Genomic DNA, 21,136 nt, shown 5'->3' with positions numbered 1-21,136 from the left:
GGGGCACCGGCCTCGGACCTACGGCCCGCCTCCGGCATCCGGCGACCTCAGGTCCCGGCCTTGCGCCCGTACACGTAGACCTCGTCGCCGGTCCGCAGCAGCTTCCAGTAGCTCTTCGCGTCGGAGAGCCGCATGTTGACGCAGCCGTGCGAACCCGGCGCCGACCACACACTGCCGTCGATGGCGTGGAACGCCTCTCCGCCGTCGAAGAACTGGCTGTACGGCATGGGCACGTCGTACAGCGAGGAGACGTGGTCCTTGTGCTTCCAGTAGACCCGGTGCAGTCCGGTACGCGTCTCGTGCTTGTTGCGCCCCGTGCGCACCGGCACCGGCCCCTTGACCAGCTTGCGGCCGTCCTGGATCCAGCTGAGCTGCCGGGTCAGGTCCACGCACGCGATGCGGCCCTTGTTGACCGGGCAGCGGCCCGCCCTGTTCGGGTTCGTGCCGGCCGCCTTCTGCTGCTTCACCAGCTTCATCACGTCCCAGGTGACCGGCCCCGCGTACCCGTACTGCGGGTAAATGCCGTGCGCACGCTGGAAGTCCCGGATGGCCCGGCAGTCACCGACCGACTGTCTGCCGTCCGCTTTCCGGCCGAGGAACCTCTCGGCCTGCTTCTGGTACGGCCCTTGCAGGCCACCGCACCAAGAGCCGTCGGCGGCCTGTGCGCCCGCCGCCGGCAGCCCGACCACGAGCAGCGGCGACAGGAGTCCTGCCGCCGCCGCGTAGGCGATCCCGCGTCGTCCGCGAGGTATTCGGTTGGTCACACTTCCCATGGATCACCACTCTCGTCCCGACACCGTTCCGGCGTCCCCCTACGGATGTGTGTGCGACGGCTGGGGCCTTGCACGCCTCATGAGTCATCACCTCTTCACAGTAGATGTCGAACGGCCCGCAAAATCCACAATTCCCGAACATGGCTGCCCAATTGGTCACCGCGGCCGGTTCCGGACTCGACGGCTCCGCTCCGTGCGGCAGCCCGCCGCCCCGTGTCGGGTAGGCCACATGGCGCAGTGCGCAGGGGTGCGCCTGGTGCCGCCGGGTACCGGGAGGCCATACATCACGGGGAGACCACCTGGAGGGAGCGGACCGCTGAGGAACACGGAGCAGAAGGGGAACGCCACGGAGAAGAGGGGGAATGAGGGGAAGCGGCGGACCGGCGGGCCGGGGACGCCGCGGAGAAGGGCGTCCGAGCAGGGCCGGGCCGCGCGCATCCGGCAGTGGTGGGGGAGGGCCGTCGGGACCCCCGGGCACGAGCGGTACACCGTCCTGCTCGTCGCCAAGAGCACGCTGGCCGCGACGGTCTGCTGGGTCATCTCGTACAACCTGCTCCAGGCCCGGTCGCCCGCCTTCGCGCCCTTCTCCGCCGTGCTGATCATGCAGGTCACGGTCTACCAGTCACTGGTGCAGTCGCTGCGGTACGTGGGCGCCGTGACGGCCGGCGTCGCGGTACAGGCCGCGCTCGGCTTCCTGGCGGGCCCGGACGTGCTGACCTTCGTCCTGGTCGCCGCCATCGCGCTCACCATCGGCCGGTGGCCGGCTCTCGGCGCGCAGCGCACCCAGGTCGCCACCGCCGCCTTCTTCGCCTTCTCCACCTACTCGGCCGCCACCACCAACACCGAGAAGATCACCCAGCTCGGGCAGATCATCCTGCTCGTGCTCATCGGCTGCGTCGTCGGCGTGCTGGTCAACCTCGCCGTCTTCCCGCCGATGCGCTACCGCAGCGCCGAGTACGGCGTCCGCAGCCTCGCGCACGCCCTGTGCGACCTGGTCAGCGATGTCTACCCGGCGCTGCGCGACGGCGACCTGAGCCGGGAGCGCACCGAACAGTGGCGGTCACGCGGCGAGCGCGCCGAGACACTGATCGCACAGGCCCGGTCGGGACTGCACACGGCCAGGGAGAGTATGTACTACAACCCCCGGCGGCTGCTGCGCCGCTACCGGGGGGCCGGCGGATTCCAGGAGTACGCCTCGGTGATGGAGGCGCTGGAGCGGACCCTGTACCAGATGGCCTCGCTGACCCGCAGCCTCGACCGCTGGCGCGAGGACCGCGAGGAGGAGGCCAGGAAGGGCGACGGGCGCGACGACCGGGGCGCCTTCCTCCTCTCCTACGCGCGCTTCCTGGAGTCCGTCTCCGCCCTGACGTCCGTCCTCGCCGAGCTGGAGGAGGAGTCGCTGGCGGACCAGGCGCGCGAACTGTGCCGTCTGGCGGACGAGGCCGAGCGGTACCGCGACGAGGTGGCCGACGAGGCCGAGCGGCAGGGGCTGCCGCTCACCGACCCGCAGCGGCCCTTCGGCGTCCTGGTCATCGAAGCCACCCGCCTGATGGAGGAGTTCCAGCACACCTGCGACGTGATCCAGCACTACGCCGGCACCTGAGCCGGGAGCGCCCGGCCCTGCGGTGGGCCGGGACGTCTTCGTCCGTACGGCAGGGGTCCGGACGTGCGGCCACCGCGGTGCCGCCGCCCCGCACGGGGGAACGCGACGGTGACACCGCGGTGGCGGGTCCGGCGGGAGGAGGCCCGCAGGACGGGTCAGCCGTGGGCGAGGAGCCCGCGGCGCAGCCGGGCGAGGATGCGGGTCAGCAGCCGGGAGACATGCATCTGGGAGATGCCCAGTTCGCCCGCGATCTGGCTCTGGGTCATCTCCTGGCCGAAGCGCATGTGCAGGATCCGGCGGTCCCGCTCGTCCAGTTCGTGCAGCAGGCCGCCCAGCGCGTGGATGTTCTCCACCAGCTCCAGGGCCGGGTCGGTCTCGCCGAGGATGTCGGTGAGGCTGCGGCCCTCGCCGTCGGAGTCCGGGCCGTCGTCGGGGGCGTCGAGGGGGCCGGCGGTGTAGCCGTTGCTCGCGACCAGGCCCTCGATCACCTCTTCCTCGCTGATGGCCAGCTCCTCGGCGAGCTCGGCGATGGTGGGGTCCCGGTCCAGCACGTTGACCAGGCGCTCCTTGGCCTGGGCCAGCTCGACGCGGAGCTCCTGCAGCCGCCGCGGGACGTGCACGGCCCACGTGGCGTCGCGGAAGAAGCGCTTGATCTCGCCCATGATGTACGGCACGGCGAAGGTCGGGAACTCCGTACCGCGCGAGAGGTCGAACCGGTCGATCGCCTTGATCAGGCCGATCGTGCCGACCTGGACGATGTCCTCCATCTGTCCGGTGTCCCCGGCGCGGTTGCGGAACCGCCCGGCGACGAAGCGGACCAGGGCGAGGTTCATCTCGATGAGGGTGTTACGGGCGTACTGGTACTCGCCGGTCCCTTCCTCGAGCACCGTCAGTCGCTCGAAGAACAGCCGGGACAGCGCCCTCGCGTCCTTGGGCGTCACGTTGACGGCGTCCTCGACCCACGGCAGACCGGCCTCCGCGGCCAGGGAGTCGGCCTCGATTCCCGTGGCCACCTGCTCCTCGGCCCCCACCGTCAGTGACGTCGCCATGTTGTCATCCCTCCCGAACCTTCGTCTTGCCTCAGGATTCCTCGTCTGCCCGGGCTCCTCTGTTTTATGCCTTGGCGTGCCGGAATTTTAATGCCGGAACTAAAGTTCCTGGTTCTGAGGGCGTGTGGCGCCCTCGCGTATCGGTCCGAGCCGGGGCGGCGTGAGGATGTTGTGTCCTCACTGTGACGTGAGGTATTTACCGAGATAGGGGTACACGTCACGTGCCTGTCGGCTCTTGAGTGAAGAAGAGGTGTGGTTGTGCTGCTGCCGTCCCCTGAGACCCTGCGGAATCTCATCGCCCGGTACGAGGAGCTCCAGGTTCGCCACGCGGAACAAGGCACCTACGAGTCGGCCCGCGAACTGGAGGACGCCACCTACACCCTGTGCGTGTCCACCGGTACCCGGACGCCGGAGGCGGCTCTCCTCGTAGCGCAGGAACACCTCAGCCGTGCCACCGCCGCCGAGGCGGCGACGCCCTCCGAAGTGGCGCTCACCGCATGACGACCGGATGGTATGGTTGATCTTGAGCGCGCCGCCGGAACACTCTCCACGGCGCGCCCGGCGTCGGTAGTCCAAGGCAAGACGCCCCGCTTCCTGCGGGGAGATGCAGGTGCAAGGCCTGCCCGGCGCTCCGCACATCGGCCCCCGCCCTTCCCGGCGGGGGCCGATGTCGTTCCCGGGCCTTCCCTCCGGTCAGCTGTCCCGGTCGGCGGGGCTGCCGTGCTCGACGGTCAGCGGCGCGAACACGATCCGGGTGACCGACCCGTCGTCCGCCCACCGGAACCGGATCTCCCCGCCCTCGTCGTCCACCGCCACCACGGAGACGGCGTCCGCCGGTGCCGCCGGCTCGCCCGGCTCCACCGCACCGGTCAGCGAGGCGAGCGCCGCCACGACCACCGTCGCGTCCGCCTCCTCGACCGGGGCCGTGCCGAGCCGGGGGACCACCGCCCAGCGCGTGAAGGCCGTCCCCTGCGGCGCGCGTACCTCGTCGTGCTCCGTCCAGCCGTGCAGCCCGCCGAGTTGCGAGTACGGCGCCTGCTCCGGCGCCGTCGCCCAGCCGGTCTGACGTATCCGGGCGCCGTGCGGCAGCCCGGAGACCTGATGCACCCGCAGCTCGTACCGGCCCCGGGCCACCGTCACACTGCGCACCGCCAGCCCCGGCACCATCGGCGGGCCCGCGGCGAACACGGGGCGGTGCCACGACCCCGCCCAGCCCCACCCGTCGCCACCGCCCGCGCCCAGCGGATGGATCCGGCAGCGCACCGAAGCGCGGCCGGCGAGTTCGACCGAGAGGTGGTTGTCCGGAGCGTTGCCGGGCGCGGTCGGCCCGGTGCCCGTCGAGTACGCGAACCGCCCGTACAGCACGTCGTGCACGGCGGCGGTGTCACCCTCGTGCGGGCGGACGTGATCACTGCCGTGGTTGTGCAGCCGCGCGAGACCGTCGGCCCCGGTCGTCTGGATCAGCAGGCCGGGCGCGGGCAGCGCGAGCACCCGGTCCGTGCCCTCGACGGGCGCCTGCTCCTCGGTGGCCGTCCATAGCGGATCACCTGGCGGGGCGAGCAGGGCCACGAACGCCTTGGAGGCCCAGTACGGGGAGCCGGGCCCGGAGTACGACTGGAGGGTGGCCGCGTGCGGCCCGTGCCAGCCCAGGCTGAGCAGCCCGTCGTCGGCCCCCACCCCGCCATGGGTCACGAAGTAGCGCAGGGCACCGCTGAGCAGCCGCCGCGAGACGCCCGGCGCGAGCGGCGTGTGCCCGGTCAGCGCGCCCAGCCCCACGGCCGCCGCGGCCGCGAAGCGGTAGGTCAGCGACCGGCCGAAGTGGACCGGCGCGCCGTCGCCGCCGAAGAGGAGGGAGTAGCCCGCCAGGTGCTCGCTCAGCCGCGGCCCGTAGCGGTCCAGCAGGTCCTTGTCGCCGGCCAGGTGCGCGTGCAGCACCGGGTAGAGGTGCAGCGCCCAGCCGTTGTAGTGGTCGAAGGCGCGGCCGTCGCCGTCCGCGTACCAGCCGTCGCCCCGGTACCAGGTCTCCAGCAGATGCAGTCCGCGGTCGATGGCCCGGCGGGTCTCCGCGTCGCCCCGGCCGGCCGACTCCAGGAAACCGGCCACGGTGACCGCGAAGAGGTACCAGTTGTTGGGCGCGGGCGTGTGCCGCAGCGCGCCGCGCAGCCACTCCTCGGCGCGGTCCTGGACGGCGCCGTCCAGCCGGTCCCACAGCCACGGCCGGGTCAGCCGCAGGCCGAGCGCGACCGAGGCCGACTCCACCATCGGCTGGCCCTGCACGTGGTGGTCGAGGATCAGCGGCCAGGACTCGGCGTCCTCCCGGCCCGGCGTACGGGTCCCGGCGGCCAGCCCCTCGGCGTACCGGCCGAGGAAGCCGTGCGGGTCGGCGCCGCCCGCGCCGGCGACGCGGAACGCAGCGGCCAGGAACGTCCGCGCGTACCCCTCCAGCCCGTCGGAGCGCACCCCCGACCGGGAGGGCCGGCCCGGCAGGTCCAGCAGCGCCCCGCCGGGCGTCGCCCAGCGCAGGGCGGCCCGGACCAGCCCGTCGGCCGCCGCCTCCCAGTGGGCTCTGGTGTATCCGGTGTACGGGCTCAACAACCGGTTTTCAGGGGGCAGTGGGAGGAACGGGGAAGCGTTGGCGGCGTCGTGCGCGCCGGTGGATTCACTCATGCCAGGAACGCCAGCCTTTCGCGGTGTACGGGGTGGGCGAAGCCGTCGCCCGAGGCCCAGCGGCCGACCTCACTCACCGTCAGGTCGGCGAGCCGTCGCCACTCGTTGCCCTGGGAGCCCGCCAGGTGCGGGGTGAGCAGGACGTTGTCGCAGTCCCACAGCGGATGGCCGGGCGGCAGCAGTTCGGGCTCGGTGACGTCCAGGACCGCGTGCACCCGGCCGGCGGTCACCGCCTCGGTGAGCGCGTCCTGGTCGACGACGGCCCCGCGGGAGGTGTTGATCAGCGTGGCACCGGGGCGCAGCCGGCCGATCAGCTCGCGGCTGATCATGCCGCGGGTGGCGGGCAGCAGCGGGGTGTGCACGCTGACCACGTCGCTCGCCGCGCACAGCTGCTCGAGGGTCACGAGCGGCACGCCCAGCGCTGCGGCCTCGCCCGGCGTGACGTACGGGTCGTAGAGCAGCACCTGGAGGTCGTACGGGCGCAGCAGCTCGATCACCCGCCGCCCGATCATCGAGGCGGAGCAGATGCCGACGGTCCTGCGGTAGTTGCCGATCGAGCGGTCGACGCGCAGCCAGTTGTCGCGGCTGCGTGCCGCGCGGTAGTCGCGGGCGCGCTCCAGGACGCGCTTGTTCGCCAGGAGGGTCATCGCCACGGTGTACTCGGCCACCGGAAGGGCGTTGGCGGCGGCCGCCGAGGAGACCTCGATGCCGCGCGCCCAGCACTCCTCGGTGAGATGGTTGCGTACGCTGCCCGCGGAGTGCGCGACGGCCCGCAGCCGGGGCGCCGCCGCCAGCACCGCCGCGTCGATGGGCGGGCAGCCCCAGCCGGTGACCAGCACCTCCGTCCGGGCCAGCACCGCACGGGCCCGGTCGGTGGTCAGGTCGTCGAGCACGGGGGGCGGTTCCAGGTCGCACACGGCGGCCAGGGCGGCCGTCTCGTCCGGGCCGAAGACGGCCGTGGCGGCGTCCTGGCTCATGGCGAGCGCGGCACGCGGCCGGCGTCGGGCGTCGGGCATGGAACTCCTTCGGCTTGTCGTGCTGTCTCTGCTTGTCGTAGGGGTGGTTACTTCACCGCTCCGGCGGTCAGCCCCGAGCGCCAGAAGCGCTGCAGCAGCATGAAGGCGAGGATCAGGGGCAGCACCGCGAGCAGCGAGCCCATGACGACGACCGGGTAGTACTCGGGGGAGACGGTCGCCGAGCTGTTCCACGTGTACAGCCCCAGGCTCACCGGATAAAGGTCCTGGTCGGACAGCATCACCATGGGCAGGAAGAAGTTGTTCCAGATCGCGGTGAGCTGGAAGAGGAAGACGGTCACCAGGCCGGGACCGAGCATGCGCAGCGCCACCTTGAAGTACGTGGCCAGCTCGCCCGCGCCGTCGATGCGGGCCGCCTCCAGCACCTCGTCGGGCACGTACCCCTGGCTGAAGATGCGGCCGAGGTAGACGCCGAAGGGGTTGAAGAGGACGGGGATGAAGACCGCCCAGAAGGTGTTGACGAGGCCCACCCCGGACGCCATCAGGTACAGCGGCAGCGCGAGGACGGTCTGCGGCACCATCACCGCGGCCAGCACCAGGCCGAACAGCTTCTCCTTGTGCCGGAAGCGGTACTTGTCGAAGGCGTAGCCGCAGGCCATGCTGATGAGCGCGCCGAGCGCCGCGCCCACCACCGCGTACAGCAGGCTGTTGCCGTACCAGCGGCTGTAGAGCCCGCCGTCCATCGCGAAGACCTCGCCCAGGTTGGCGAAGAGCGAGAAGTCACCGAGGGACAGCAGATCGCTGCTGAAGAGCGCCTCGCGGTTCTTGGCCGCGGCGAGCACCAGCCAGAGCACCGGCAGCAGGGTGTAGAGCACGCACACCCCGACGACGACGTTGACGGCGGACCGGCCGAGCAGCCGGGGGCGCAGGGCGGTGGTGGTCATCGGGCTGCCTCCTCCGTGGTGCCGGACCGGTTGGTCCAGCGGGTCACGCCGTAGGACAGGGCGATGGTGCAGAGCAGCAGGATCACCGAGGCCGCGGCGGCCAGGCTGTAGTTGTTGCGGTTGAAGGCGGCGTCGTAGATGTACATGCTCGGGGAGAACCGCGAGTTGATCATCGGTGTCTGCTGGCTCAGCAGCATCGGCTCGGTGAACAGCTGCAGGCCCCAGATCAGCGTGAACATCGCGACCATGACCACCGAGGAACGCACCAGCGGCGTCTTGACCCGCAACGCGGTACGCACCGGCCCGGCACCGTCGACCACCGACGCCTCGATCACCTCGCGCGGGACGGCCTGCAGCGCGGCGTAGAAGATGATGGTGTTGTAGCCCAGGTTGCTCCACACCGCGATGTTCACGATGGACGGCAGCACCGTGTGGACGCCCAGGAAGTCCACCGTGATGTTGCCGCGGGCCAGCAGCTCGACCACGGGGCTGATGCCGGGCGTGTAGAGGTACAGCCAGATGATCGCGGCGATGATGCCCGGCACGGCGTGCGGCAGGAACAGCCCCAGCTGCGCCCAGGACCGCAGCCGGACCACGCCCGAGTCCAGCAGCAGGGCGAGCCCGAGGGAGCACACCACCATCAGCGGGATGTAGACCAGGCAGTACGCGGCGACCGTGCCGAGGCCGCCGAGGAAGGTCGGGTCGGTGAGGACGGCGGCGTAGCTGCGCAGCCCGACGAAGACGTTCCGCTCCGGGCCGAAGCCCAGGCCCGGCTGGTCGGCGCCGAAGAAGCTCAGCCACACGGCGGTGCCGACGGGGATGAGGAAGACCGTCACGAGCAGGACGAAGAACGGCGTCATCAGGACGCCGCACGCGCCGAGCCGGCGTCTGCGGGCCGCGCGCCGCGCGCCCGCTGCGGACGCCGGAGCGGCCCGGCGGGGGAGTGCGACGGTGTCCGTGGTGGTTGTGGTCGTGGTCATGGTGTCACCTGCCTCTCTGACGATCGGTCAGCTGCTGCGTTCGGTGGTGGCGAGGCCGAGGGCCTTGAGGTCCGGCATGGTGCCGCGCTGGGCCGCGCGCACGGCGTCGATGATCGTGCCCTGGCCGCCGGCGGCACGCGCGAACCCGTCCTGCATGACTTTCTGTGTCGCCGTCATCCGCGGCCCCCACGTCCACCGGTCGTCGATCAGCTCGGCCTGGTCCCGGAAGAGCGCGTAGATGTCCTGGCCGGAGTAGTACGTCCGGTCGAACGCCTTGCGGCCCACCTCGATCAGGCCAGGCGCGGCGGGGAACTGGCTGCTGGTGCCGCTGGAGAGCCGGGCGCGCAGCGCGTCCGGATGGCTGACCTGCCAGGCGATGAACTCCATCGCGGCTTCCGGGTGGCGGCAGTCCTTGGTGACGGCGAACGTCGATCCGCCGTGCGTGGCGCTCACCGGCCGCCTGGTGTCCCACTGGGGGAGCGGCGCGACGGCCCACTTGCCCGACTGCTGCGGATGGGCGTTCATCTGGGCGCCGGCGTCCCAGGCGCCGCTGAGCCGGGCGAGCAGCCGGCCCTGGCCGACCTGCGCGGTGCCGCGGGTGCCCTCGGTGGGGTTCATGAAGATCAGGTCCTGGTCGTGCAGCCGTTGCCAGTAGCCGGCCACCCGCCGGCTGGGGGCGTCGGCCATGGAGACGTTCCAGGCCCCGCGCGAGGTGTCGAACCAGCGGCTGCCCGCCTGCCAGGACCACGCGGCGAACTGCGTCATCCCGTCGGTGGGGAACAGCGCCAGCCGGCGGTCCGGTGCGCGCTTGCGCACCACGCGCGCCGCCTCCTCGAAGTCGTCCCAGGTGGCGGGGACGTCGATGCCGTACTCCCGGAAGAGGTCGGTGCGGTAGTGCAGCACCATCGGCTCTATGTCCAGCGGCACGCTGAAGATCCGGCGGTCGAACGTGGTCAGCTGGAGGGCCTGCGGCAGCAGCTTGCCGCGCAGCTCGTCGTCGGCCAGGTCGGTGATGTCGCGGGCGACGCCGTCGATGGCGAAGCCGGGGACCTGGGGGTACTCGATGGTGGCGACGTCCGGCGCGTTCCCGGCCCGGGCGGCGTTGCTGAGCTTGGCGTAGCCGCCCTGCCCGCCGGCCGGGACCTGCTGGAAGTCCACCTGAATGCGGTCGTGCGTGCGGTTGAACTCCGCCACCACCTCCTGGCTGCCGCGCAGGGCCGACCAGAAGGTGATGCGGGTGGTGCGCCGGCCGGTGGCGCCGGCGGTGCGCGGCTGGCTGCCGCCGCTGCCGGTGCAGGCGCTCACACCGGACAGGGACAGGGCGGCGAGCGCAGCGAGTACGGAACGGCGGCTCTGATGACCCGGCATGCGTGCCTCCCGCGGCTCGTTTCGGGACACGGGAATAGTGATCGGCGCAACAGAACCCGGTCAATAGACCGATCAGAAGAAAATAAAGCGGTCAAACGCTCATCGAGGGTCAGGCACCCCGCGTCTGACGCTCACTCACCTGCGCAGCCGCCCGCCGGCGCGGTCGAACCGCGCACCTGCAGATCCGGCAGCAGCTCGATACGCCGTACGGGTGCGGGCCGCTCCCCGGCCGGCTGCCGCAGCCGGTGCAGCAGCAGTTCGGCCGCTGCCCGCCCCACCTCCTTCTTCGGCGGTGCCACCGCGGTCAGCGGCGTACTGCCCAGCGCCGCCACCACATCGTCGTACGCCACCACCGAGAAGTCCTCCGGCACCCGAACCCCGGCCTCCTGGAACCGCTGGACCAGCATCAGCGCGTCCACGTCACCGTGCAGCAGCGCAGCGGTCGCGCCCCGCGCCCGCACCAGGTCCAGCACGTCGGGCTGCGACTCAGGGGCCCGCTCCGCCGCCGACCGCTCCGCCGGCTCCGGCACCGCGGTCGGCGAACTCAGCGTCACCGCCCAGTCCTCGACCTCCGCCCGCTCCGCCGCGATCGCGGTGAACGCCGCGCGCACCGCCCGTGCCGTCGGGCTGTCGTCCCGCGCGGCCAGGACGATCCGCCGGTGGCCCAGCGACATCAGGTGCTCGACCGCGAGATGGACGCCGTACCAGTGGTCGGAGCACACCGAGTCCAGCGCGTGCAGCGCGCTGCCGGGCCGCGGCCGGCGCTCCATCAGCACGGTCGGCACGTCCAGCGAGCCGAGCCAGTCGTAATCCGCCTCCTCCGCGCCCTGCCCGCGCCACCGCGGCGCGATCAGCAGCCCCCGCACGCCGCTCGCCAACGCCCGCTGCACCATGGGGAGTTCACCGCCGTACACGGCCGGCGCGATGTGCAGCGCGATCCGCATGCCCGCCGCTTCGAGCACGGTACGCGCACCGTGCAGCGTCTCGAAGAGGTACGAGTGCCGTTCGGGCACCACCAGACCGATCGCCGGAGTGCCCTCCTCACCGGCCCGCGCGCCCGGCACCGCCGCCGGCGCACCGCCCGCGCCCGCCTCCTCGACCGGCACCAGCGAACGCGCCACCCCGTGCCCGCGCCGCAGCTTCCCGGCCCGCTCCAGCTCCTCCACGTCCCGGCGGACGGTGACCACCGAAACCTCCAGCTCGGCCGCGAGGTCGGCGACGCGTGCCGAACCGCGCGACCTCAGTACGGCAAGGATCCGCTGCCGCCGCAGTTCCACCGGTTCCCGCATGATGCCGCGCCCCCCTGTGTGCGTTTGAGCGTTCCGGCGGCAGCATAACGATCAGCTCATCCGGAAACGAGACCGCACGGCACACCGGAACCGGCCGGTGGCAGGAAGGTCTCGATCCCCGCCGCACACCGTGCGGCGATCTCCGACGAGCGCGGCAGCATGACGCTCTCGCACGCGCGGACAGCGGCGCCGACCGTGGCCTCCAGGACGAGGGCTCCGGCCAGGTCGGCCCTGTCGAGGACGGCGTCGGAGATGGTCCGCCGCACCCGTGACCAGGCACCATCGGCCCCGATGACCAGGTCGAACTGCTCGTGCGTGCCATCGTCCAGCAGCAGGTCGCGCAGCTGACCACGGCCGAGCAACCCGGCTGCGCGAAGGGCGAGTTGGCCGGTGTCGGCGTGGAGGTCCAGGGTGCCGCCCTGGCCGCGCGCATCGGGTGACGACCTCGCGCTCGAAGACGGTGACCCGGTGTCCGTGCCGCTGGAGTATCCGGGCGCGGACCAGCCCACCGGGCCCGGCACCGGCGAGGGCGACACGGGGGGTGGTGGGTAGTCGCTAAAAAAGTGCAATCACTGAACTCACGTAGTGAGTGCGCTGCCGGATAGGGTGGACCGGTGAACGAACCGGCCGGGCGCCGCGAGCGCAAGAAGGCCCGGACCCGCCAGTCGCTGGCCGACGCCGCGCTCCGCCTCTTCCTCGTCGGGGGCTACGACCGGGTGGGCGTCAAGGACGTGGCCGACGCCGCCGACGTATCGGTGACGACCTTGTTCAAGCACTTCCCCTGCAAGGAAGCGCTGGTCTTCGACCGGGACGACGCGATCCGTGAGGCGCTCGTCGCCGCGGTGCGCGACCGCACGCCCGGCCTGTCCATCCCGCGCGCCCTGTGCGCGTACGTCCGGGACACGGCGAGCAACGAGCCGCCCATCACGTTCACGGAAGGGGCCCGACCGTGCCCGGCACGCCGCCGTCCGAACTGACCCTCGCCGAGGAGCTGTTGTTCCTCGGCCTCGACCCCGCCCGCTCCCGGCCCCGCATCCAGTTCCGCTACTTCCGGTACGGTCTGGCCGCCGCGCTGCTCGCCGACCTGGAGGCGTACGGGAGCGTGACCGAGGAACGGGGCCGGCTCGTCGTCCTGCGCCCGGTGCCCATCGGCCGGCCGCCGCTGGACCAGGTCCTCAATGAGCTCTCGGCCGCTTCGGCGGGCCTGCCCAAGGGCAAGGGCGAGCGTGTGACGAAGTGGCTGCGGACCAATGCGAAGGGCGCGGAACAGCTCGCCGCGGACGGGCTGGCCGCCCGCGGCCTGATACGCATCGAGGAGCAGCGCGCGCTCGGCCTCTTCCCGCACCGGCAGTACCACGTGGCCGACCAGCAGGCACACGGCCGCGTACTCGCCGCCTTCCACGACGCCCTGAAGGGCCCCTTCCCCGACCGCCGTTCCCGCGCCCTGACCGGCCTCGTCCTGGCGACCGACCTGGCCGCACGCCTGGGCGCCCCCTGGCGCGTACGCCGCGAACTGAGACCCCTCGTCCGCGAGCAGTGGTTCGCGGAAGCGGTCCGCAAGCAGATCTACTCGGACAAGTCAGCGGCCAACGGGGCGGGTTGAGGCCCTGGGTATTCGTAGAGGCGTGTTGGCGAGGCGTCAGTCCCAGGGCGCGGGGCCGGTACCGGTGGACCAGGCGCTGAGGTCCGTGCCGGTGAAGCAGAGGATGCCGCACTGCTCGGCGTACTCGATCGCGGGGTCGGTGAACGTGCTGGTGGTGACGAGCGCGGCCACCTCGGCGCCGTGGACCGCGAAGCACGTGCCGCCGAAGCGCTGCAGGTCCTGCGAGCCGACCTTGTGGCTGTCGGCGTAGCGCTTGCACTGGATGACCAGGGTGCGGCCGTCCGGCGCCGTGGCCACGATGTCGGCGCCCAGGTCGTTGGCCCCGCCGACGACGCGGACGTCCCGGCAGCCGTCCCGTTCGCACAGGGCGGCCACCGCGTTCTCGAACTCCTCCGCTTCCATGCGCGTGTAGTCCTCGACGTACACGGGCTCTTCGGCCGGATCGGCGTCGTCCACGACGAACTCCGGCTCTGCCGCGGTGGCGAGGCCGGGGGACGACGGTTCGCCCGGTGCTTCCGCCACGATGAAGCGGGCTCTCTCCTCCGCCGGTATCTCGTCCACCGGCACGACGGGACGGCGGACACCGCCTGCGCGCATGCGCGAGCGCGAGCGGGAACGGGCGCGGACGACCCCGATGACCAGGGCGGCGAGCAGCAGGCCCACGAGGAGGGCGGCGACGGGGTGGCGGGAGGCCGCGTCGAGGCTCGACCGCAGCATCAGGCCGATGCCGAGGACGCAGATGGCGACGAGCCCGAAGCAGAAGGTCAGCTGCCGCAGGCTGAAGGCGGGACGGCGGCGGGCGGCGGGACGCGGCCGGGACCGGGGCCGGGACCGGGGCCGACGTGTCGGTGTGACCATGGCTGTCCTCCAGGGCTGCATGAAGATCGTTTTCTTCCAGTGCCCTGGATGCACCGAGTTACTTACGCCGAGTGACTTACGCCGAGTCACGGACGCGGAGTTACATCCGCCTGCCGTGGGGGAGTGTGACGCGCGGTCAGGCGGCCGGCCGTCAATCGGCGGCGACCGGCAACAGGCGGCGGCCGCCACCCGGTGAGGGGTGACGGCCGCTGGGCCCACCGCAGGCGTCAGCCGTCAGGCGACCGGCGCCGGGTACGTCGGGTACTCGACCCCGGAGACGTGCTGGACGACCCGGATGACCTGGCTGGAGTAGCCGAACTCGTTGTCGTACCAGAGGTACAGGATCGCGTTGTCGCCCTCGACCTTCGTCGCGCCCGCGTCGACGATGGAGGCGTGGCGCGAGCCGATGAAGTCGTTCGAGACCGCGTCGGGCGCGCTGGTGAAGTCGATCTGGCGGCGCAGCGGCGAGGTCAGCGACACATCGCGGAGGTACTCGAGGACCTCGTCCCGGCTGGTCTCGCGCGCCAGCTGCAGGTTGAGGATGGCGATCGAGACGTCCGGCACCGGGACGCGGATCGAGCTGCCGGTGATCTTCGCCTTGAGGTCGGGCAGCGCCTTGGCGACGGCGGAGGCGGCGCCGGTCTCGGTGATGACCATGTTCAGCGGCGCGGAGCGGCCGCGGCGGTCGGCCTTGTGGTAGTTGTCCAGCAGGTTCTGGTCGTTGGTGAACGAGTGGACGGTCTCGACGTGGCCGCGGAGCACACCGTACTCGTCGTCCATCGCCTTCAGCGGCGGGACGATCGCGTTGGTGGTGCAGGAAGCGCAGGACAGCACCTGCTCGTCCGGCTTGATCGTGTCGTGGTTGACGCCGTGCACGATGTTCGGGACGTCGCCCTTGCCCGGCGCGGTCAGGACGACCTTGTCGATGCCCGGGCGCAGGTGCTGCGACAGACCCGCGCGGTCGCGCCACTTGCCCGTGTTGTCGATGAGGATGGCGTCCTTGATGCCGTACGCCGTGTAGTCGACCTCGGACGGGTCGTTGGCGTAGATCACCTTGATCTCGTTGCCGTTGGCGATGATGGTGCTGTTCGCCTCGTCAACGGTGATCGTGCCCTGGAACTGGCCGTGGATGGAGTCGCGCCGCAGCAGCGAGGCGCGCTTCACGATGTCCTGGTCGCCGCCCCCGCGGACGACGATGGCACGCAGCCGCAGGCCGTTGCCGGAGCCGGCCTTCTCGATGAGCAGGCGGGCGACGAGGCGGCCGATGCGGCCGAAGCCGTAGAGGACGACGTCGCGGCCCTGACGGCACTCGATCTTGTTGGCACCCGTGGCGCCCGCGACGGCCTCGGCGGTGAACTCCTCCACCGAGAGACCGCGGTCGTCGGCCTTGTACGTCTCGGCGAGCCGGCCGATGTCGATCTGGGAGGGGCCGAGGTCGAGGGTGGTGAGGGCCTGGAGGAAGGGGAACGTCTCGGTGATCGAGAGCTCCTCGCCGGCTATCTGGCGCGCGAAGCGGTGCGTCTTCAGGATGCTGACCACCGACTTGTTCACCAAGGAGCGGCTGTGCAGCAGGACGGTGACGTCCCGCTCCCGGTGCAGCTTCCCGATGATCGGGATCATCGACTCCGCGATCTCCTCGCGGTTCTTCCAGTTGGTGAACGAGTCGTCGTTGACAGTCACAGGCTTATCTCTCGATCGAGCTAGGCGGTGCTCATATGCTAACCCGTCCTCATTTTGATCATCCACCGGGTCTGGTGAAGGACGGGCGGCGGGCCGAGCCGCGCTGAGAGAAAGGCCGCCCGGAGTGGGGTGCGGGCCGGAGGCGGCCGCGTCTCGCCCGGGACGCCTCGTGTCACTCCTCGTGTCACTCCCGGGATCCCGTCGAGCCCCTCGCGGGGGCGCCGCCGTGTCACTCCCGGAGGCCCGCCGGGTCACACCCGAGGGCGCCCCGCACCACTCCGGGGGCGCCCCGTGCCGGCCAGCCAGAAGAACACCGGCGGCAGCGCCAGTTCCACCACCGTCAGGGCCATCTGGAACCAGTGCGGCCACCCGTGCACGGCGAGCGACAGCAGCAGCCCGGCCGCACCCAGCAGGAACACCCCGGCGAGCCACCGCACCGCCGTCGCGGGGATCGGTGACTGGCGGGCGGCCCACAGCCAGGCCAGGCCGTACCCCGCGAAGATCGCGCCGAAGAACCGGCCGAGGCTGTCGATCGTGGCCCCGGCCCCCGCCTCGCCCGGAATCGCGGCGTTGCCGAGCAGTACGTGGTAGAGCCCGATCGCCACGCACGCGTACCCCATCACCAGCGCGAGCCGACGCAGCGCCCGGCCTCGCGCCGATGCGCCGCCGTCGGTCGGCCCCCCTCCTTCGGCCGACGCTCCGCCGCTGGTCAGTGCGGTGATCCTGGCCATGCTCCACCCACCCGCCTCTGTCGGTCCGTGCGCCGGGTGCCGGTGAATCGCGAGCCGGTGAGCCGGCGAGCCGATACAAGTTGACACGCGTCTACCAGAGTAGGGCCCGCGAGTAGACACGTGTCAACTAACATGCACCTGTGCCTCCCCGTCAGCGCCTCAGCCCGGCCGACCGCCGAGCCCAGCTCCTCGCCACCGCCGCACGGCTCTTCGCGGCGCGGCCGTACGACGAGGTGCTGATGGAGGACGTCGCCGAGCAGGCCGGCGTCTCCCGCGCCCTGCTCTACCGCCACTTCCCGAGCAAGCGGGACCTCTTCGCCGCCCTCTACCGGGAGGCGGCCGGGCAACTGCTCGCCAAGACCCGGTTCGACCCCGCCGACACCCTGGTCGAGCAGCTCGTCGAGGGCCTGGACGCGCACATCGAGTACTTCGCGGAGAACCGCAACACCGTCCTGGCCGCGAACCGCGTACTGGCCGGTGACCGCCTGATCCAGACGATCATCGCCGACGAACTCGACGCCCTGCGCGAGCGGCTGCTCGGCGTGCTCCCGCTCACCGACGACGCCACGCGCGCCGCGGTGTCGGGCGTACTGAAGAGCTGGCTGGTCTTCGTGCAGGTGCTGTGCGTCGACTGGCTCACCGAGAAGACCTGCACCCGCACCGAACTGCGCGACGTGTGCGTCGGCGCCGTCGTGGGCGCCCTCCGCCCGCTCCTCGCCGAGGACCCCGCCCCGGAGTGGCCGCACTGAGGCCGCATCCGGGACGGGGTCCGCGGGCGCCGCACGGTGTCAGCGGGCGACCACCGTCATGGGTACGGATCCTTCCGTCAGGAAGTCAGGCCGACGCCGTGGTCAGTCCGGCGAGGGCGGCGGCCGGGAAGGGGCGACGGGCCGCCGGGTCGAGGCGGAGCCGGTCCGGGTCCCACCACCAGGAGATCGCGCCGATGTCCAGCGGCTCGTCACGGTCGTCGGTGGGCGCGGCGGCGAAGTGGGTCGGCAGCCCGGCCGGATCGTGCGGCGTGGTGTAACGACGGCTGCTGATGCCCCAGTCCAGCGAGGCGCGGACGAAGTGCCCCAGGCTGTCGAGGTACTGGCGCAGCTGCGGTGCGGCCTCGGCGGCCAGCGCGGCCCGCACCCGCTCGAAGTGCACCATCACCCGGTCCCGCTGGGCGATGGCCGTGCCGACGGCCTGCGCGGGGGAGAGGCCGTGACGCTCCGTCAGCACGCGCAGCGCGTTGAGGTAGTAGTCCCCGGTCTGCCCGGCCTCCTGGAACTCCTTGTGCGCGGAGAACAGGTCGTTGTCCCAGGTGATGATGAAGGAGGCCATCTCGGCCGCGGCGCGGACCGCCGGATGCGTGCGCTCCTCCGGCGACAGCTCGTACCCGTACGCCATCTCCAGCAGCGGCAGGATGACCGTCGTCGCGCCGTCGTACAGCCGCATCAGTGTGTAGTCCGCCAGATCGGGCACGCTGCCCGCCGCGCGGTGCCCGGCCTCCCACGCCACGGACAGGGCGTACTCGCGCAGCGCGTTGACCCACAGCGCGGTCTGACCCGCCGTGCCGTACCGCGCCACCCGGGCCCGCAGGTCCCGGAGGCCCTCGGCCAGCGGATCGCCGCCGAGCAGCTCGGCCTCCGGGTTCTCGGCCACCCACAGCAGCCGCTGCAGGGCCGCCGTCAGCGCGCCCGGCGCCTTGCCGAGGTCGCCCTCCTCGATCACGCCGTCGTCCACCAGGAACAGCCAGAGGACGAAGTCACCGGCCAGCTGCACGACTTCCTCACGCCCCGCGGGCAGGATGCGGGACGCGAACACCCCGATGTCCTGGCCGGCGAGGCGCTCGCTCAGCCGCGAACCGGCACCGAACCGGCGTGCCCACGCGGCGGTTCGTGCGTCGATGGCCGCGTGACGGGGGTGGATCGCGGCCGGGATCGGTGCGTAGAGCGGCGGTATCACAGGGGTTGGGGTGCTGGCCGGTGGGTCTATCAGCGGACTCATCTGGCGGGCCCTCCTGAGGTGGTTCGGTCACTCCCCCGGGGTGCTCCCTTGCGCACCCAGTGTGATCAACTAAGCCGCATAGTATGCGCCACCACACATGGGTCCAATATCCAGTTCAATGGGCAACATCACGCTTACGGCGGAGCGAAACCGGGGAGTCCACTTACCGCAGATAGGGCTATGACCGGCTGTTTCCCTATAAACAGGCCGGCCCCGGGACGTCGGACGTACGGTCCGAGGTCCCGGGGCCGAGGCTCCCGGCGGGGCGTGGCAGTGGCTGGTCCGCTTCGGCTCCGCCGTGGGGCAGCGGACGCCGGTCGTCGGCCGTCGGTCATTGACCGCGCGTCAGGGGATGCCCGGCAGCGACCGGCCGCCAGCAGCAGACCGTCAGCGGGCGCTCGTCACTGGCCGCGCCAGATGTTGTCGAAGGCCGCCTCTTCGATGGCGCGGCGCTGGCGTACGGCTTCCAGCTCCATCACCGCGTCGTTCACGGCGGCGAGCACGGTCACGACCGCGTCGTCGGCGACGTCCGGGGCCTCGTCGGTCGCCTTGCCGTGAATGCCGGCCGCGGCCGCGAGGACGGCGAGGACGGGCTCGCCCGACGCCCAGCGGTCGGCCGCGTGGCGACGGGCGGGGGAGTCGGCCGGTACGCCCTGGCCGTCCTTGGCCCGGAACGGATTCCAGCGACGGCGCTGCCGGGCGGCACCGTGCCCGTCCGCCCGTTCCGTTGCTGCCGTGCGTACGCCCCCTGCGGCTCCTCCCGCCGCTCCTTCCGTGACTCCCTCCGCCGAGAGGGCGGACAGGTAGGCCGCCGACAGCCCGCGGCCGCGGCGCCACAGCCAGTCCTCGACCGATTCGTAGGGCCGCTCCCGGACCAGCGCCGACGCGGCCTCGTCCAGCTGGCGGTCGGTCAGCGTCCAGTGGTTGCCCGGCACGATGCGGTCGTCGTCCAGCGTGACGGCGCCCGCGTCGAGCAGATCGATCACCTCGGCCCCCGCGAGCGCCAGCGAGAGGTCGCCGGACTCCACGGGGTGGCCCGGGCCCGCGTCCAGGGCGACGATCAGCAGATCCCGCGGTGTGGTCATGAGGGGCTCCGAGGGAGAGGGGAGAGGCGGCAGGGCGTGCGGCAGCGCTCACGGGCGAGGGCTTCTCGTGGCTCACGGGCGAGGCGCCCTCGTATGCGGCCGACTGTACGCCGGTCCGGCAGGGGAAGGGGGCCCTCCGCCGTGCGTCGGCCGGCGCGTGCCCGGTTTCCGCGCACGCGCCGACGGGCCGCCGCCTACACTCCTGCGCATGGGCATCTTCTCCTGAGCCGTGCGGCACCGTTCCGAGGATTCGCCCGGTGAGCGCCGGGCCCCGTCCGCGTGCCCGCACACCCGTCCCAGCCAGGGCCTGTATGCCCGTCCCAGCCGGGTGGCCGCACGCCCGTCTCAGGAGATTCACCGCCCATGTCCATCCGTTCCGACCGTTCCGTCCGCTCCGCCTGTCCCGCGCTGGACGACCGCATCGCGCGTCTGCGGCAACTCGCGCACGCCGACGACCGCCTGGAGGGCGTACTGCTCTACGGGTCGTGGACCCTCGGCGAGGCCGACACCCATTCCGACATCGAGGCGTACCTCTACGTCCGGGACGACCTCCTCGCCGACTTCGACGGTCCCGCGTTCCTGGAGCGGCTCGCGCCGCTGAAGCTGGCGTACACCAACATGTACGGCATCCTCGCCGTGGTCTTCGACGACCTGATGCGGGGCGAGTTCCACCTCACGGCGGCCGGGCCCGGCATCGAGGAAGTGCCGTCCTGGCAGGGCATGGTGCACCTGCCCCGTCCCGAGCGGGCCGTGCTGCTCGACCGCACCGGCCGGCTGACCCGGGCGGCCCGGCAACTGGCCGAGTTCCGCCCGCCGGAGCCGGCCGGCACCGCTCAGCAGCTCACCGACGAGCTGGCCAACTGGACGCTGATGCTGGCGCACGTCCTGGCCCGCGGTGAGGTCGCCCGCTCGCACGCCCTGCTGCACACCGTGGTGGCGCCCCAGCAGCTTCAGCTCTGCCGCCTCCTGCGCGGCAGCACCGCCCACTGGCTGACGCCCAGCCGCGCACTGGAGCAGGACCTGCCGGCCGCCGACCGCGACCGCTACGCCGCGACGACGGCGGCGGCACGCGCCCAGGACGTACGGACGGCGGCGCGCAGCAGTTGGCGCTGGAGCCGGGACCTGGCTGCCGAGGCGGCCGCACGCTGGCCCCTCCGTCTGCCGCACGGCCTGCACGAGGAGATCAGCGGTCTGCTGGACGACGGCCGCTGACGGCTGCTGACCGGCCGTACGAAGGGGCGCCGCGGGCGAACGGTCCGGCGGCGCCCCTTCACCCACGGCGCAGCCCCCACGGCGCCGCCTTCCGCCTGTCCTACGGTCACGGGCCCGTTCTGCCCGCCCGACGGGCGGGGGCCCGGCCCACCACCCCCGGCGCGCGACCGGCGAGCCGTAGTGGTCAACTGGAAGACGTTGATCACTTGTGCGTGTGTGCGCAGGGCGTAGACGGCGGGGGAGAACGGAGCGGAGCGGTCCATGGCGTGGCTGGTACTCATCGTGTCGGGTGTCCTGGAGACGGTCTGGGCGACGGCCCTCGAAGCGT

At 72.0% G+C, this 21,136-nt stretch carries 18 protein-coding genes and 2 pseudogenes; 6 read left to right on the top strand and 14 right to left on the bottom strand.

The annotated features are described in order from the left end of the window. Nucleotides 1-47: 47 nt before the first annotated feature. Nucleotides 48-773: a L,D-transpeptidase gene (locus C3486_RS28390; RefSeq protein WP_103835632.1), complete on the bottom strand. Its 726-nt coding sequence runs from the start codon at nt 771-773 to the stop codon at nt 48-50. A gap of 229 nt (nt 774-1,002) precedes the next feature. Between C3486_RS28390 and C3486_RS28385 the strand changes: the two genes are divergently transcribed. Further along, nucleotides 1,003-2,376, top strand: coding sequence for an aromatic acid exporter family protein (locus C3486_RS28385; RefSeq protein ID WP_107501230.1), 1,374 nt, complete (start codon nt 1,003-1,005; stop codon nt 2,374-2,376). A gap of 155 nt (nt 2,377-2,531) precedes the next feature. Here the strand turns inward: C3486_RS28385 and C3486_RS28380 are convergent, their stop codons facing one another. Further along, nucleotides 2,532-3,425: an RNA polymerase sigma factor SigF gene (locus C3486_RS28380; RefSeq protein WP_103835631.1), complete on the bottom strand. Its 894-nt coding sequence runs from the start codon at nt 3,423-3,425 to the stop codon at nt 2,532-2,534. Nucleotides 3,426-3,683: 258 nt separating this feature from the next. Between C3486_RS28380 and C3486_RS28375 the strand changes: the two genes are divergently transcribed. Then, nucleotides 3,684-3,926: a DUF5133 domain-containing protein gene (locus C3486_RS28375; RefSeq protein ID WP_103835630.1), complete on the top strand. Its 243-nt coding sequence runs from the start codon at nt 3,684-3,686 to the stop codon at nt 3,924-3,926. Nucleotides 3,927-4,118: 192 nt separating this feature from the next. Here C3486_RS28375 and C3486_RS28370 read toward each other — a convergent pair whose 3' ends face one another. The 7 genes and pseudogenes from C3486_RS28370 to C3486_RS38290 all read right to left on the bottom strand — a co-directional run. Next, the gene (locus C3486_RS28370; protein ID WP_103835629.1) at nt 4,119-6,092 is read right to left on the bottom strand and encodes a DUF2264 domain-containing protein; all 1,974 of its coding nucleotides are present in this window, start codon (nt 6,090-6,092) and stop codon (nt 4,119-4,121) included. After that, nucleotides 6,089-7,108 (bottom strand): hydroxyacid dehydrogenase, encoded by a 1,020-nt coding sequence (locus tag C3486_RS28365; protein WP_103835628.1) that lies wholly within the window; start codon nt 7,106-7,108, stop codon nt 6,089-6,091. Before C3486_RS28365 ends, C3486_RS28370 begins: the two co-directional genes overlap by 4 nt. A gap of 47 nt (nt 7,109-7,155) precedes the next feature. Continuing rightward, nucleotides 7,156-8,010 carry a carbohydrate ABC transporter permease gene (locus C3486_RS28360; protein WP_103835627.1) on the bottom strand — a complete coding sequence of 285 codons (855 nt, stop codon included), beginning with the start codon at nt 8,008-8,010 and terminating at the stop codon, nt 7,156-7,158. Next, the gene (locus tag C3486_RS28355) at nt 8,007-8,990 is read right to left on the bottom strand and encodes a carbohydrate ABC transporter permease (protein ID WP_103835626.1); all 984 of its coding nucleotides are present in this window, start codon (nt 8,988-8,990) and stop codon (nt 8,007-8,009) included. The genes C3486_RS28360 and C3486_RS28355 overlap by 4 nt, the downstream gene beginning before the upstream one ends. Nucleotides 8,991-9,017: 27 nt before the next feature. After that, nucleotides 9,018-10,358, bottom strand: a complete 1,341-nt coding sequence (locus C3486_RS28350; RefSeq protein WP_103835625.1) for an ABC transporter substrate-binding protein — start codon at nt 10,356-10,358, stop codon at nt 9,018-9,020. Between the two features lie 131 nt (nt 10,359-10,489). After that, a complete protein-coding gene (locus C3486_RS28345; protein ID WP_103835624.1) occupies nt 10,490-11,647 on the bottom strand; it encodes a substrate-binding domain-containing protein in 1,158 nt (385 codons plus the stop codon). A 239-nt stretch (nt 11,648-11,886) separates the two neighbouring features. Beyond that, nucleotides 11,887-12,151, bottom strand: a pseudogene (locus tag C3486_RS38290) (FAD-dependent monooxygenase); the annotation flags it as partial. Nucleotides 12,152-12,261: 110 nt separating this feature from the next. On the opposite strand from C3486_RS38290, the pseudogene C3486_RS28335 reads away from it, so the two are divergent. Next, a pseudogene (locus C3486_RS28335) lies at nt 12,262-12,543 on the top strand (TetR/AcrR family transcriptional regulator); the annotation flags it as partial. A gap of 53 nt (nt 12,544-12,596) precedes the next feature. Next, nucleotides 12,597-13,250, top strand: coding sequence for a GPP34 family phosphoprotein (locus tag C3486_RS28330; RefSeq protein WP_181138734.1), 654 nt, complete (start codon nt 12,597-12,599; stop codon nt 13,248-13,250). Between the two features lie 36 nt (nt 13,251-13,286). Here the strand turns inward: C3486_RS28330 and C3486_RS28325 are convergent, their stop codons facing one another. The 3 genes from C3486_RS28325 to C3486_RS28315 form a co-directional block, all read right to left on the bottom strand. Then, entirely contained in the window at nt 13,287-14,108 is an 822-nt protein-coding gene (locus tag C3486_RS28325; RefSeq protein ID WP_103835621.1) for a restriction endonuclease, read from the bottom strand. 234 nt (nt 14,109-14,342) lie between these two features. Next, nucleotides 14,343-15,788 carry a glyceraldehyde-3-phosphate dehydrogenase gene (locus C3486_RS28320; protein ID WP_103835620.1) on the bottom strand — a complete coding sequence of 482 codons (1,446 nt, stop codon included), beginning with the start codon at nt 15,786-15,788 and terminating at the stop codon, nt 14,343-14,345. A 251-nt stretch (nt 15,789-16,039) separates the two neighbouring features. Further along, nucleotides 16,040-16,519 (bottom strand): DUF4345 domain-containing protein, encoded by a 480-nt coding sequence (locus C3486_RS28315; RefSeq protein WP_103835619.1) that lies wholly within the window; start codon nt 16,517-16,519, stop codon nt 16,040-16,042. Nucleotides 16,520-16,659: 140 nt separating this feature from the next. Here C3486_RS28315 and C3486_RS28310 point away from each other — a divergent pair, with 140 nt between their 5' ends. Then, nucleotides 16,660-17,268: a TetR/AcrR family transcriptional regulator gene (locus C3486_RS28310; RefSeq protein ID WP_103835618.1), complete on the top strand. Its 609-nt coding sequence runs from the start codon at nt 16,660-16,662 to the stop codon at nt 17,266-17,268. A gap of 85 nt (nt 17,269-17,353) precedes the next feature. Here C3486_RS28310 and C3486_RS28305 read toward each other — a convergent pair whose 3' ends face one another. After that, nucleotides 17,354-18,511, bottom strand: coding sequence for a selina-4(15),7(11)-diene synthase (locus tag C3486_RS28305; protein WP_219822258.1), 1,158 nt, complete (start codon nt 18,509-18,511; stop codon nt 17,354-17,356). A 401-nt stretch (nt 18,512-18,912) separates the two neighbouring features. Further along, the gene (locus C3486_RS28300) at nt 18,913-19,596 is read right to left on the bottom strand and encodes a GPP34 family phosphoprotein (protein WP_103835617.1); all 684 of its coding nucleotides are present in this window, start codon (nt 19,594-19,596) and stop codon (nt 18,913-18,915) included. Between the two features lie 363 nt (nt 19,597-19,959). On the opposite strand from C3486_RS28300, the gene C3486_RS28295 reads away from it, so the two are divergent. After that, the gene (locus C3486_RS28295; RefSeq protein WP_103835616.1) at nt 19,960-20,808 is read left to right on the top strand and encodes a DNA polymerase subunit beta; all 849 of its coding nucleotides are present in this window, start codon (nt 19,960-19,962) and stop codon (nt 20,806-20,808) included. The last annotated feature ends 328 nt before the right edge of the window (nt 20,809-21,136 follow it).

The organism is Streptomyces sp. Ru73 (assembly GCF_002920575.1).
Taxonomy (GTDB): Bacteria; Actinomycetota; Actinomycetes; order Streptomycetales; family Streptomycetaceae; genus Streptomyces.
The sequence above is the reverse complement of the archived record's forward strand: the minus strand, read 5'-3'. Positions and strand labels throughout refer to the sequence as shown.

Coding starts and splice junctions, on each gene's coding strand:
- C3486_RS28390 (WP_103835632.1), bottom strand. CDS start 773: ATGGGAAGTGTGACCAACCGAATACCTCGCGGACGACGCGGGATCGCC.
- C3486_RS28385 (WP_107501230.1), top strand. CDS start 1,003: ATGGCGCAGTGCGCAGGGGTGCGCCTGGTGCCGCCGGGTACCGGGAGG.
- C3486_RS28380 (WP_103835631.1), bottom strand. CDS start 3,425: ATGGCGACGTCACTGACGGTGGGGGCCGAGGAGCAGGTGGCCACGGGA.
- C3486_RS28370 (WP_103835629.1), bottom strand. CDS start 6,092: ATGAGTGAATCCACCGGCGCGCACGACGCCGCCAACGCTTCCCCGTTC.
- C3486_RS28365 (WP_103835628.1), bottom strand. CDS start 7,108: ATGCCCGACGCCCGACGCCGGCCGCGTGCCGCGCTCGCCATGAGCCAG.
- C3486_RS28360 (WP_103835627.1), bottom strand. CDS start 8,010: ATGACCACCACCGCCCTGCGCCCCCGGCTGCTCGGCCGGTCCGCCGTC.
- C3486_RS28355 (WP_103835626.1), bottom strand. CDS start 8,990: ATGACCACGACCACAACCACCACGGACACCGTCGCACTCCCCCGCCGG.
- C3486_RS28350 (WP_103835625.1), bottom strand. CDS start 10,358: ATGCCGGGTCATCAGAGCCGCCGTTCCGTACTCGCTGCGCTCGCCGCC.
- C3486_RS28345 (WP_103835624.1), bottom strand. CDS start 11,647: ATGCGGGAACCGGTGGAACTGCGGCGGCAGCGGATCCTTGCCGTACTG.
- C3486_RS28325 (WP_103835621.1), bottom strand. CDS start 14,108: ATGGTCACACCGACACGTCGGCCCCGGTCCCGGCCCCGGTCCCGGCCG.
- C3486_RS28315 (WP_103835619.1), bottom strand. CDS start 16,519: ATGGCCAGGATCACCGCACTGACCAGCGGCGGAGCGTCGGCCGAAGGA.
- C3486_RS28305 (WP_219822258.1), bottom strand. CDS start 18,511: ATGAGTCCGCTGATAGACCCACCGGCCAGCACCCCAACCCCTGTGATA.
- C3486_RS28300 (WP_103835617.1), bottom strand. CDS start 19,596: ATGACCACACCGCGGGATCTGCTGATCGTCGCCCTGGACGCGGGCCCG.
- C3486_RS28295 (WP_103835616.1), top strand. CDS start 19,960: ATGTCCATCCGTTCCGACCGTTCCGTCCGCTCCGCCTGTCCCGCGCTG.